Genomic DNA, 12,035 nt, shown 5'->3' with positions numbered 1-12,035 from the left:
GAACAGTTTTGTTGACGGGATCTAGTCCCACGGGTGCGACGTTCTACCCCGACTACCGTAATAATAAGACCATATAAAAAAAGGTCAACCAGAAAAATCTGGATAACCTTATATTACGAACGGGTGCATTTCTTCAATATGGAAAAGGCATATCTTGTTCAACTATTGCAGCTGGTTAGTAAAAGAGTGCGGTCCAATTATCTTTTCTACGTTTTCTACGTTTAATAAGAGCATTATCTAAAGGAGGGGGTTTGTCAAAGACAGATGATTAAGTCGGTTATAAATTAGAAAAATCCCGAGAACAGAAAAACAAGTTAATTCAGGAGGGTGAAATATCGGTGAGAAGATGGGGAAATTTATATATATATTAATATTTGTGCTATTTTGTAGTGGTTGTGGTTTTGAGGAGTCAAGACTAATTCCAAAAAATGACTATGTTCAATTATTTGTTCAGAAAAAACTGGATGGGGATGTTGAATATAAAAAAGTCTGGGATAAAAAGAAGATAAACAAAATCATAGATTTACTTAATTCTGTTTCAGTAGAAACCCCTGAAAATCAACAGAAAAAAGAAATTAGATCGAAGTTAAATGGGAAAGGTGCATATATATTATCATTCTTAACTCAAAAGGATTTAGACAATAGAACGACAAAATCAATTTTTTATTTAGCATTATTAGAAAATGGACGTATTGTTTATTCCAATCACAATGATCGTGAAATGATAATTCAATTGGTGTCCGTAAAAATGAAAACTAAATTAGTTAAAAAAATTATCGAAAAAATTTACTAATCTTCAGTTATGTATCCAAAACTTATTAGTTTGTAATTATATGGAATTTATATTGAATATTACTCTAGACGGTGTTACAAATGGGTGCTTTACTTCAATAAGGAAAAGGCATTTCTTGTTCAACTATTGGAGCAGATTACTTTAAGAAGGATTATCATAATAAATTGAGATGTCGGTGTTTTATGGAGCTATGTTCGGTTTAACAGTTTATTTAAATGTTGTAAGAAGTTAAGAGTTTTTACAGAATAACAACAGGGGGAGATATAGTGAATAAAATTGTAGGAGTTATGACTTGCCTTTCAGCCATTTCTTCGTTACTAGTTGGATACGAAATTGCTATTATGAACACATTGATGCCTTCCATTACTGGTAGTGGATATTACTATTTTATTATAAGTTCAATAGTTTTTTTACTTGGGGCTATTGTTATAAACAAAGGATTAAATAAATGGATAAAGATAGTGATGTACTCATATTTAGGTCTTGTTATCATTTATATCCTCGCCATTATTGGTATTTATGTTGCTATGCTGGGCGGCATTTAATTAACAAAACGGTTTGGCTAGAAGGGAATTTTAAAACTAATTTGGCTAATAAAGACTCTTTTCTTACTATGCTAACAGGTGCTTTCCTTCAATAAGGAAATGCCAACCTTGTTCCACTAACGAGGCAGGTTAGTGAAAGATATTTACTGAAATTAGGAGGCTATATGATGAAGAAGTTTTTATTTGTTTTACTAATTGCATTGTTATTAGCAGGGTGTCAAAACGAGGTGAGAGATAATGCAGAATTCAACTTAGGAAATATATCTTTAAGTGCATTTGAAAATAACACGCAATATTTTATAGTAACACCTTTTGAATGGGAAGGGGAAGATGGAACTACGTTAAAGTCCATTCATATAGTGAATAGTCAAGGAGAGAAATTATCCGCTGAAAAAGGGATAAGTGCTACTTTTTATATAGGGGACTCATTAAAAAAAACGGGTGTTTATAGAAGAGATGAGATAGGTGATAAAGATAAAGTGAAGGGTTATAACCTTACTGAAGAACAGACTTTGATAATGGAAACAAGATTGGTTAATGTAAAGGAAAATAGCGTAAAAAACTTGAAATTCATTTACGAAATAAATGGAGAAGAATACGAAAAAGTTGTGGAATGGGATACACTTTCTACATTGAGAACAAATAATTAGTTTGTAATATCCTATAAATCGTTTTGAAAAATTTCACTTAAATTAACGGGTGCTTTAATTTAACAAGAGATATTAGAAAGAAGCTAATCTACTTATCTTTTTTTCTATTACTTTCCGTTTTTCAAAATCCTTCCTGTCATCATTCTTTTTCTCTAATATTTTCTTCCTCGTCCTGATACAGTGGTGTAACTAAAATACAAAGACCATGTTCTGAACCATGATCCCACATTTTAACATGCGGATATGATTCGTTTGGAAGGTAAAATGTTCTTTCTTCTAGTGGACTTATTTTGTTGGCTTTACATATGACTCCATATTTCTCAGTTGCAGGATGAATTGTAACGGGTCGTTCAGTATCATTAAAATATATAAACTTCTCCATGCTATTCCTCCTATAATAGTTTTGCTGTAACAACATTGCTGACTTCAAAGAGATTACTATAACAACATTCGTTCAATTCTTTTTAGTATATTAGAATGTACTTTATCTTACCTATATAGCTTAATCAAGTTGATTTGGGAAACGATTGGGGTAAGTGGAACACAAATTTCTTCATCTTCAGTAATTCTTGAGTTCGTTATTTATCCATCTGATAAATTTTTGGAACAGTATAAACATGTTATTGAAAACAATTTAGAGGAAGAAAAAATATATACCCCAACATTAAAAAACTCTTTAACCTTTTGGAATTCCAGGACTTATTCAAATACAAGGGTTAAAGAGCAAATGGTCGAAGATTTATTGTTGGAGTTAAAATGGCGTACCTTAAAGGAGCTCAGTGGATATTTTGATATGTATTTTTTTAAAAATAAATTAATTTGTCCAAGCATTGAGGTGTACAAGATAAAACAAAATTCTTGTAAGGCCAAGTATGATGAAAATGAACAGCGGAATGAATTTTGGGACTCTATTGGCATGGGAGAAATACATTCCCATGAAATTTCAAAAGATGGTTATTGGCAGTTATTTGCTGCTGAAAAAGAAGATTATACATACAGTTCCGTTAAGTTGACTTGTAACAAGGAAGTGCGAAAGGAGGAAATGTTTCATACACTTGATATACAAATAATTTACTTTGTAAAAGAACTTGCAATGTACTTGCTCCCTATTTTAGTCATGAAGAATTATACTATTGGATTGAGTGGTAAAATTGCAAAACAACAAAAAGGTACATTTAGGTCAATAAAGAAAGAAAGACCGAATTACAAGAAACTAATAAATATTAGGTATGAAATTGAAAGGAACCTACAAATTTTTAAAAGATTTAAGAACGAAGTGGGGGAAAATGAGTTTGAATTAATAAGAAAGAATGTTATTAATATTTTAAGTGATTTTGAGTCAGCTAGGCCAAGATTTTCAAACACCCCATGGGGAGAGAAAATTATGGATAATACAAGTTATCTTATTGAAAAGACTAACACATTATCGCAAAACTTTGTCAAAATTATAGACGATACAGTAAAATTACTCGAAATTAAAACCAATAACTCTTTGCGTAAAAGAACATTTTGGTTCACTTTTTTCACTGTTATATTATCTGTTGTGGCAACCTCTATTGCTTCAACGTCATTGTATTTTCAATTTAGTGAGGAAAATCAACAAAAAATACAGGAATCTTTTTCAACTTTTCTTAAATTATTTATGTGAATACGTTTAGAGATTGGGGAACTTTCCTGAAGTAGGGATTTAATTAAGAAATATTTCAAATCAACAAGATTGTGAATAAATAAACTTAAAGTAACTAGTGACAAAAGGTTTTTGAGTTAACGGGGTAATTAGATAAAAAAGCTAAGGGTTATTTATATATCAAACCTACTTAACGTACAATGAACAAGTATATAATGTCGAAATTTTTGTATAACAAAGAGTATAGCCAGACATTATCATCGTTATTGAAAATAAAAACAAAATCTACAAAGAACTTGATTTCATCTGAATAAATGAAAAGTTTATTTATGGTGATTTTGATAATATAGCCTCTCACATTAAAAAGTCACGAATCAAACAAAATAATTAATTGTGTTATGGTATGCAAAAATATAATGCAATTTCATGAATAAGTTAAATGTCAAATAAGTCATTTAGTGAAAACTAAAGGAAAATAAGTGGAGCATTAATTAACATGGCTTTCTCCTCCTTTATCATATAATACATATGAACCAAGTCTGAGTAATTACATAAAGTTTGTACACTTCCGCATGAAATCTACATTATTCTGCATTGTTAGTTCATTTGTGGGGACTTGAATGGTATACTTGCCCAAAGAATCACAAAATACAGATATAGTATTTTGAGTCTATAGGACTATATATTTCAGGGGTGATGGTTATGGATCGGCTTGTCCTCGAGAGTTTGGCAGCTAAGAATAAGCTAGATAACGATAGCGAGAAAGTCTACTTAATAGCATTAGATGAAGCGTTAAAAAATGATGTTAATAAGAACATTGCTATTACAGGTGGTTATGGAGCAGGAAAAACCACTATCATTGATGCTTATTTTGATAGAGATAAAGCAAAAAAGGAAAAAATGATGAGAGTATCAATAGCTTCTTTTCAAGCTGCTCAAGAAAACTTGGATGAATCGTTAAAAGGTCAAAACCTGTTAGAGCAACAAATCCTTCAGCAAATGTTTTATCAGGTGGATTCAAACCAAGTTCCAAATTCGAAATTCACGAAGATTAGCGACCTTTCATTTTGGTATGTCTTCCGTATTTTATTTGGAATTTTTTCTATTTTTGTTTTAAATTTACTAACAATTAACCAGGGATGGATAAATCAACTCTATACATATTTCATGACAAGTGCAGAAACTAAATTTGCTGAGGTTTCTTTAGCAATAATCATTTTAGCATTATTGATTGTAGCAAATGGGATAATCATATACACTTTGTTAATGGTTTTCAGGAAATTGGGGATCACTAGATTTGGAATTGGTAACACTAACATTGAGTTTAATTTCAAAGATGGAAGTACTGTCTTTAATCATTATTTGGACGAAATTATATATCTTTTTAAAAAATCTCACTATCGCTACATAGTTTTTGAAGACTTAGACAGATTTCAAAGTATCAAGGTTTTTGAAAGACTTAGGGGTTTGAATACAATTTTAAATAGCTCAGCTAGTTTAAAGGATAGAAATATAAAATTTATATATGCTCTAAAGGATGACATCTTTACCCATGGTGATGAAACTGAGTCAATATATAATCGAACAAAGTTTTTTGATTTTATAATCCCTACAGTCAAAATTATGCACAGTTCAAATGCAGACTCTGAGCTTTTAAAAAAGTTAGATGGATTATGGCAAGAAAATGAAAATAGCGAGCCTGAAGGTAATCAGAAAATCAGCAAGATTTTAATAGAGGATATAGCCTTGTTCATTAATGATATGCGAACTCTAATCAATATTTGTAATGAGTTTGAAATTTTCCGATATAGATTACAAGACTCTAGCATTACTTACAATCACCTTTTTGCTTTTGTTGTTTACAAGAACATTTACCCCGAGGATTATTCCAATTTGTTAGAGAATAAAGGTATTGTTTATGATGTTTTCAATAAAAAAGACGAGATTGTACTGAATCTTCGGAGTGAAATTCAAAATTTAAAAAATGTTTCTGTAAATGCGATTGGGAGTATTATAACCGATAAGCAAGATATTGCGATGTTATTAGCTAAAAAACGAAAACTACCAAATAAGATTATTAAACAAGAAAATAATGTGCTTTTAAGTTTCCAGAACAGCAATAACTATTTGCAAATAGGGGAGCAAACTTTCAAATATATCCTTGATAAAGGTATTGAGGGAGATTTTGGGGTTTATCTTAGAGACCAAAATACCTTACAAGAAAATTACTCAAATGTGAATGAATTTGTGACTATAAATTCTTTTAACTATCTTAAACTGTATGAGGAATTTGAACAAAACTTGATTGAAAAGCAACAAGAAATAGATTTTAAAATAGAAGAACTTAAAGAAAAAATCAAACATGTGCAAACAAAGTCAATTTCAAGACTAATTAACGAAGATGATATTGAACTACACATTAATCTTTCGGATAAGAAACTTCTATATCTTCTTATTCGAAATAATTGGTTAAATGAATCTTATGAAGAACATCTTACTGTCTTCCGTGAAGGATCAATTAGTAAGGTGGATAATGAGTTTATAAAGTCAATTAAATTAGGATATGAATCAAGATATATACACCTAGCTTTGAAAAATCCAAGTAAAGTCGCAGAAAAAGTTAGAGTTGATGATATTAATAGTATTGCGGTACTTAACCTTAGTCTAATAGAATTCTTGCTCAAAAATGATTCAGTAACAAACAATGAAAAGTTAGCTGAGATTATCGGGCTTCTGTATCATGATTTAGATCAATATTTTGAAGATTACATTGATTTATTAGAAGGATTAGCAGAAATAATAAATGCAAAAGGGAATTTAGCACAGAAATTCCTAGAAAAATCTTTGAATAAGGTTGATATTTGGAATGTTGTGGATGAACTTGATTTATCAAAAGAACAAAAAGAGCATTATGTGATAAAAGTGTTGGAGAATGGTAGTGCTGAAAAAATAGTAACACTTGATAGCTCGAATGATTTGCGTGATTTTATATCTTATGAATTAGATGTTGCGAAGATATCGGATTCAAACAACCTATTTGAGGTCTTGGAAAAACTAGAGGTTAAGGTTGGTTCTTTGTCTGAAATGATAGACTCAGTAATGGATAGGATTATCGCAATAAATGCTTATGAAATTAATCTTGAAAATTTAAGAACAATATTTGGAACAGAAACTATTTCGAGAGAGACAATCGACAGCAAGCCTCAAGTGAAAGATTACTGTATGAGCAATATAAAAACTTTTATTACTCAAGTTCTGCTAAAGCAAGATAACTACCTTGAATCAGAAAGAGTATTTGTCAATTTCATACAGTATCTATACGAAGATGTACCAAGTGAAGTAGAAGATTTTACAGTGCAATCACTAATAGAAAATTGGAATGGTATTGTTCATAAGTTGCCAGAGGTTGAATCATTTAGTCTGGTTTACGAGTTGTATAGACAAAAAAAATTCACCTTTGATTGGCCAAACATTAGATATTGTCAAAAAGAGTTTGAAAGAAACGAAAATGAACTTAATCTTAATTATATACTATCAAATGAAGATGATTTGATGGTATTTGTTAATAACACTACTAAGGAAATTCAAGAGGAATTTGAACAAGAAGGAATTTACTATGACTTTGTGAACTCAGTATTACTTTCGGATGTTTCTAATCTCCCTAAATTTAATCAATTTATAGAGCGATTGTCAATATCAGTGAATTTACAAGAAGATACCAAAGTAAGTGAAGAAATTGTCCATTTATTAATAGAAAATGAACTACTTGTGTGGAATGTGAAAATATATAATGATCTAAGTTCTGAATATCATAGAAAGAAGTTTGTGTTAGATAAAGTCCAAGAAGCTGAAATGGATATAACAGAATTAATAGAAGAAAATGAGTTGGAGTGGTCTTTGGAGTTATTAGATGCCATATTGAGACTTGAAAACCTAGATTCCAAATTACTTCAAAAGTATATTAGAGAGAACATATTGAAAATAGATGTGCAAGAGCTTACCTCAATACATGAAAGGGATATGTTAATTTTTGATGAGGTTATGTTAGATACATTACGTAACGAACCAGAGAAAGAGGAAGTTCTAATTGAATGTATACTATTGTTAAGGTCATCAGGTTTCGATAATCAAGTCACAGATTATATTAATGAATATCAAGTACCATGGGATGTTAGATTGTTTACAAATCTGAGGTCTGGTGAAATTGATACAGCAAGTAAATATTTGTTGGAAAATCACGATGAAATCGAAAATGTTTCAATGGATCAAAAATTATTTAAGGGATTGATTAGGGATTCTAAAAACTCCAAACTGAGCTTAATGATTACCGAGAAATATCAGAATGATTTTGAGGTAACATCAGATATTGCACTTAAAATATATGACTATCTGGAAGAAGACTCAGATCAAGTTTTTAATATTCTCAGTGATGATACAATACGTAGCATTATAACCGCTTTGCCCCTTGAAGATGCTTCAAGGTTTCTATTGGAGTATTTAAGGTATAAAGATTTAAAACGCAGTAAGATATATTCATTGCTTGAAAAATTGCCACATCCTTTTAATAAAATAAAACCAAATGGTAAACACTACAAAATTGACTCAGTTGACCCAAACGTTGATGATTTGTTGTCGTATTTAGATCCATTACAGGTGATTTCTTCCTATGATAAAAAAGAAGAAGATAATTATTACTTGATCAGAAATAAGCAGAGAAAAAAGGAAACGTATTCGAATAAATGAATTCTTATTCTGTTTCATTATCCTGTATCTATTATGTTTCCCGAAAACAATGTCCTTCCCTGTGTAACAAAGTTCTTCCTTATGTAACAAAGTTGGTATGTGAGAAGGATGAAAACAGAAGAAGAACGAGGAGAACCAACCAAGCAACATCTATTCATAACCCAATTAAATTCAAACAAATATCAATGAAATTTCAGGCTGGATCCAATCACGGACCAGTCTTTTTTCTTTACCTTCGAAAATCCTCAATCTATTATCAGCACTGAACTTAATCAACTTTCAAGCACCCTCTTTTCAATCCTTATCCAGCAATTTTTCAATACATTACTTTAGAGGAAGAAGTGTGAAAGAAACGAGAAGGTCTTCCTCTCCTCATTCTCCAATTCCTTTCTCTGTTCTGATCGCCAGGGAAGAACTTTCTTACCTTTTCCAATCCAACACCACCTAATTTCAGGCAGCAAAATGGGCGGTTTCAGGGAAGAACTTAGTTCCATTACAGAAAAAGGGAAAAGCGTGTTAGAGATAGGTGTGGCAAGGGATTGAGGGGGATTTTGTGAGGGAAGATAAAAGTTACCTGGTAACATAATAGAAAAAATGAATGAAAAAAGAAAGGAAGAAGTTCATTATCTCTTCAATATATTTATCTCTCTACCTTAAAGTTGGTTTTCTTTAACAGCAGGCAAAATATTTATGTAATCCAATGGTATTTTAAATATTTATTCATCGGGTTTTTCAATAAAATATCAATACAAATACAGTACTAGATATTCGATATCCACTGCTAAATAGTCATTATTCGACCAGTAAGGAATCGGGGATAAAAGTGTTACATAGTATTAAACAAGAAGCAATATTCAAAGGGATAGAACAGGGTAAGACATCTAAGCAATTGTTTAAAGTTTCTGTACCAAGTACGATAAGAATATAAATAACAGATGCTTGACCTAAAAGAAACCCAGAAATCCACAGACCCGATGCCATCTTATTATGCAGTTTAACGAATGTATGTTCGACATCCTATGAATAATGGAGGTGTGTTGGTGTAGAAAAGGGTTAGAATTTCTATCTTTAAAAACTTACCAATGATTGCTTTTTTGATGTTTTTGTTCGGTATGTTGTATTTCATTATCAGGGATTGGGATGGTATTTCAAGCTACAAATGGTTGGGCGGCATTGCCTGTCTAATTGGTTGATTACTTTTCCAATGATGAATATGCTTATCGATGATCGTGAGAAACAGGAATCAAAGCAAGTGAGATTGTTAGAGAAAGGTGTACGTATTGACTTATCAGAGCGTGACCTTCCTCCAATTGAAAAATGGGTAAAAAACGTATAAAGGCAAGAAAAAACGCAACAAAGAATGCTGCGTGATTAAAGGTGGGAGATATCTTCTCGCCTTTTTTATTTATTTTATAGTAATTGCCAGCAATCATGTCGAGGATTATCAGTAGAATAACATCATTTGCCATACAGTTAGTGCTGCTACTATCACCGATCCTAACATTGCATAAATGGACCAACTCCGTTTTTTATAATGAATATCTATACCATTTATCATAAAAACGACTGCTACAATCCAATTAATGGTGATTCCGTATATCTTATAGCTTCCTTCACCGTTCGAAAGCAACAAAATAAAATTGATGATAGCAACTGCAATAAGTATGATATTCACAATTTTGATAGGTTTGCTTAATAGATTAAATGACATTATCCCAATCCTTCCTGCTGTATTATTTGATTATTGGGGGTATAGTTCCATTGGTGTTCTTGTTACAAAAACGGAATAACCATATCCTCTGTTATAGAGTGATAAATAACCAGCACCTAGTCCAACTAAAATACCTGCAACACCTACAGTAATTCCAGCAGGCATGACAAACGTTGATGCAAGAAGACCCATTATGGAATAGTAGGCCGCCCCTTCTAATAAGAACCAAATTATATCTTTGGTTATACAATTATCCAGGAATAGAATGTTCTGTCCTAAATAATATCCCGAAATACCTGGGCAGCTTTGTAGCTTTAAAGATTCTACACCACGATTGCTAGATTTAAACATTTCAAAGTCACTTTTGACTGTCGCAATTGTCGGCACCACTCGCAAGTGCAGCTTCCGAATCAAAAGTAACAACACCATTTTCATTTGTTCCAAAAAACGGTTCGATTTCTTTAAAGTTTTCTTCCATCTCGACGATTTCTGATTCTGTATAACCAAGTTCTTTCAATGATGCTTTCATGGAATAACCAGTGTTTAAGTCGAACTTCTCCACCATCTTATACCTCTCTACATCTGATGTCTTTTCAGATTCTGCCGCAATCACAAAACTCGGTGAACCCACTAGAAGCGCGAGACCCATAGCACTAAAACGATCTTTTTAACCACTTCTTCCCCCCCCCCCCATTCATATTCTTCACTGTATGTATTCACGAAAGTGCCATCTAACTCCTGTATTTTTTTGAAAATGAGTAAAGAGTTTCATATTTAATTATTCTATAGTAAAAATTTGCTATGTATCCAAAAAAAGAGCCTTTTCTTGTGAAAAGACTCCTGTTTTATTTTGTTTATTTAGCTTTTCCTGAGTTGTGGGAAAATATCAATCATTTAAATCCAAGCGAACCAGTTATGGCAGCTATTTTTCCTAATAAAAAAAGTAATTGTTATGAATGAGAGCCAACGAGGTTTGTTCGAGGAAAAAATAGGAACAATGAACTTCACATTTGCTCATGAGTTAGGGCATTGGGTGATGCACGCTATTGATGATACGCAATTGTGTTTTGATATGACTGGTAAAAACAAAGTGTTTTACTGTAGAAGCGTAAATAATAAGCAGCCTGAAGAGATTCAGGCAGATATGTTTACTTCTAGTCTACTAATGCCAAAGACGCTCATTATTTCATACATACAAAAGTTGAAACAAAATAGAAAAGTTCAATGGGCAGACTTATATGAGATTAAAGATAATTTTGACGTTTCAATATCCGCCTTAACAACAAGACTGCAATACTTAAATTTATTATACGTAGACAAAAATAAGGCAATACACAATTCGAAAGAAGAGGCTTCCGGTCAACAAGTGATATTTTGCGAAAAATCGGTTATATACGTGTCAGTTCAACTAGCCAGAATCCTTCAAGGCAATTTCAGCAACTGAACGAAATCGGAATGGATATTATTTTTGAAGAAAAAGTTTCCGGAGCAACAAAAGATCGTGCGCAACTTCAAAAAATGTTAGAGGATATACAAGAAGGTGACATCATTTATGTTACGGACTTAACTCGGATTACTCGTAGTACACAAGATTTATTTGAATTAATCGATAACATACGGAGTAAAAAGGCAAATTTAAAATCCTTAAAAGATACATGGCTAGATTTATCAGAAGATAATCCCTACAGCCAATTCTTAATTACGGTTATGGCGGGTGTAAACCAATTAGAACGTGATCTTACCCGTATGCGGCAGCGTGAAGGAATTGAACTGGCTAAGAAAGAAGGAAAGTTTAAAGGTCCGTTAAAGAAGTACCATAAAAATCATGCAGGAATGAATTATGCAGTAAAGCTTTATAAAGAGGGAGATATGACTGTAAATCAAATTTGTGAAATTACAAATGTGTCTAGGGCCTCATTATATAGAATGCTATCGGAAAGGAACAGTTGATGAGTTATACCAAAAA

Annotated in this window: 12 protein-coding genes; 8 read left to right on the top strand and 4 right to left on the bottom strand. The window is 31.8% G+C overall.

From position 1 onward, the window contains the following. The first annotated feature begins 346 nt into the window (after window positions 1-346). The 3 genes from ACTWQM_RS11995 (at window position 347) to ACTWQM_RS11985 (ending at window position 1,988) form a co-directional block, all read left to right on the top strand. Complete coding sequence (locus tag ACTWQM_RS11995; RefSeq protein WP_443258384.1) at window positions 347-793, top strand: hypothetical protein; 447 nt, start codon at window positions 347-349, stop codon at window positions 791-793. A 266-nt stretch (window positions 794-1,059) separates the two neighbouring features. Then, window positions 1,060-1,338 carry a hypothetical protein gene (locus tag ACTWQM_RS11990; RefSeq protein ID WP_443258383.1) on the top strand — a complete coding sequence of 93 codons (279 nt, stop codon included), beginning with the start codon at window positions 1,060-1,062 and terminating at the stop codon, window positions 1,336-1,338. A gap of 167 nt (window positions 1,339-1,505) precedes the next feature. After that, window positions 1,506-1,988 (top strand): lipoprotein, encoded by a 483-nt coding sequence (locus ACTWQM_RS11985; RefSeq protein ID WP_443258382.1) that lies wholly within the window; start codon window positions 1,506-1,508, stop codon window positions 1,986-1,988. A 139-nt stretch (window positions 1,989-2,127) separates the two neighbouring features. Here ACTWQM_RS11985 and ACTWQM_RS11980 read toward each other — a convergent pair whose 3' ends face one another. Further along, window positions 2,128-2,370 (bottom strand): hypothetical protein, encoded by a 243-nt coding sequence (locus ACTWQM_RS11980; protein WP_443258381.1) that lies wholly within the window; start codon window positions 2,368-2,370, stop codon window positions 2,128-2,130. Between the two features lie 129 nt (window positions 2,371-2,499). On the opposite strand from ACTWQM_RS11980, the gene ACTWQM_RS11975 reads away from it, so the two are divergent. The 3 genes from ACTWQM_RS11975 to ACTWQM_RS11965 all read left to right on the top strand — a co-directional run bounded on the left by ACTWQM_RS11975 (window position 2,500) and on the right by ACTWQM_RS11965 (window position 9,694). Continuing rightward, complete coding sequence (locus tag ACTWQM_RS11975; protein ID WP_443258380.1) at window positions 2,500-3,636, top strand: hypothetical protein; 1,137 nt, start codon at window positions 2,500-2,502, stop codon at window positions 3,634-3,636. Window positions 3,637-4,317: 681 nt separating this feature from the next. After that, entirely contained in the window at window positions 4,318-8,358 is a 4,041-nt protein-coding gene (locus tag ACTWQM_RS11970) for a YobI family P-loop NTPase (RefSeq protein ID WP_443258379.1), read from the top strand. 1,204 nt (window positions 8,359-9,562) lie between these two features. Continuing rightward, window positions 9,563-9,694, top strand: a complete 132-nt coding sequence (locus ACTWQM_RS11965; protein ID WP_443258378.1) for a hypothetical protein — start codon at window positions 9,563-9,565, stop codon at window positions 9,692-9,694. A 108-nt stretch (window positions 9,695-9,802) separates the two neighbouring features. Here the strand turns inward: ACTWQM_RS11965 and ACTWQM_RS11960 are convergent, their stop codons facing one another. From ACTWQM_RS11960 to ACTWQM_RS11950, 3 genes are read right to left on the bottom strand one after another with little or no spacing between them, the layout of a single operon-like run. Further along, window positions 9,803-10,069 carry a hypothetical protein gene (locus ACTWQM_RS11960; protein ID WP_443258377.1) on the bottom strand — a complete coding sequence of 89 codons (267 nt, stop codon included), beginning with the start codon at window positions 10,067-10,069 and terminating at the stop codon, window positions 9,803-9,805. 30 nt (window positions 10,070-10,099) lie between these two features. Continuing rightward, window positions 10,100-10,420 carry a hypothetical protein gene (locus ACTWQM_RS11955; protein WP_443258376.1) on the bottom strand — a complete coding sequence of 107 codons (321 nt, stop codon included), beginning with the start codon at window positions 10,418-10,420 and terminating at the stop codon, window positions 10,100-10,102. 7 nt (window positions 10,421-10,427) lie between these two features. Further along, entirely contained in the window at window positions 10,428-10,718 is a 291-nt protein-coding gene (locus tag ACTWQM_RS11950; protein WP_443258375.1) for a hypothetical protein, read from the bottom strand. A 303-nt stretch (window positions 10,719-11,021) separates the two neighbouring features. Between ACTWQM_RS11950 and ACTWQM_RS11945 the strand changes: the two genes are divergently transcribed. Together ACTWQM_RS11945 and ACTWQM_RS11940 are read left to right on the top strand one after the other, a co-directional pair. Continuing rightward, window positions 11,022-11,513, top strand: coding sequence for an ImmA/IrrE family metallo-endopeptidase (locus ACTWQM_RS11945; RefSeq protein ID WP_443258374.1), 492 nt, complete (start codon window positions 11,022-11,024; stop codon window positions 11,511-11,513). Beyond that, a complete protein-coding gene (locus ACTWQM_RS11940) occupies window positions 11,444-12,019 on the top strand; it encodes a recombinase family protein (protein WP_443258373.1) in 576 nt (191 codons plus the stop codon). Before ACTWQM_RS11945 ends, ACTWQM_RS11940 begins: the two co-directional genes overlap by 70 nt. The last annotated feature ends 16 nt before the right edge of the window (window positions 12,020-12,035 follow it).

The organism is Virgibacillus sp. L01, assembly GCF_052246775.1.
GTDB lineage: Bacteria > Bacillota > Bacilli > Bacillales > Amphibacillaceae > Lentibacillus.
This window is presented reverse-complemented; position numbering and strand designations above follow the sequence as displayed.

Coding starts and splice junctions, on each gene's coding strand:
- ACTWQM_RS11950 (WP_443258375.1), bottom strand. CDS start 10,718: ATGGGTCTCGCGCTTCTAGTGGGTTCACCGAGTTTTGTGATTGCGGCA.
- ACTWQM_RS11955 (WP_443258376.1), bottom strand. CDS start 10,420: ATGTTTAAATCTAGCAATCGTGGTGTAGAATCTTTAAAGCTACAAAGC.
- ACTWQM_RS11995 (WP_443258384.1), top strand. CDS start 347: ATGGGGAAATTTATATATATATTAATATTTGTGCTATTTTGTAGTGGT.
- ACTWQM_RS11965 (WP_443258378.1), top strand. CDS start 9,563: ATGATGAATATGCTTATCGATGATCGTGAGAAACAGGAATCAAAGCAA.
- ACTWQM_RS11980 (WP_443258381.1), bottom strand. CDS start 2,370: ATGGAGAAGTTTATATATTTTAATGATACTGAACGACCCGTTACAATT.
- ACTWQM_RS11985 (WP_443258382.1), top strand. CDS start 1,506: ATGAAGAAGTTTTTATTTGTTTTACTAATTGCATTGTTATTAGCAGGG.
- ACTWQM_RS11945 (WP_443258374.1), top strand. CDS start 11,022: ATGAATGAGAGCCAACGAGGTTTGTTCGAGGAAAAAATAGGAACAATG.
- ACTWQM_RS11970 (WP_443258379.1), top strand. CDS start 4,318: ATGGATCGGCTTGTCCTCGAGAGTTTGGCAGCTAAGAATAAGCTAGAT.
- ACTWQM_RS11960 (WP_443258377.1), bottom strand. CDS start 10,069: ATGTCATTTAATCTATTAAGCAAACCTATCAAAATTGTGAATATCATA.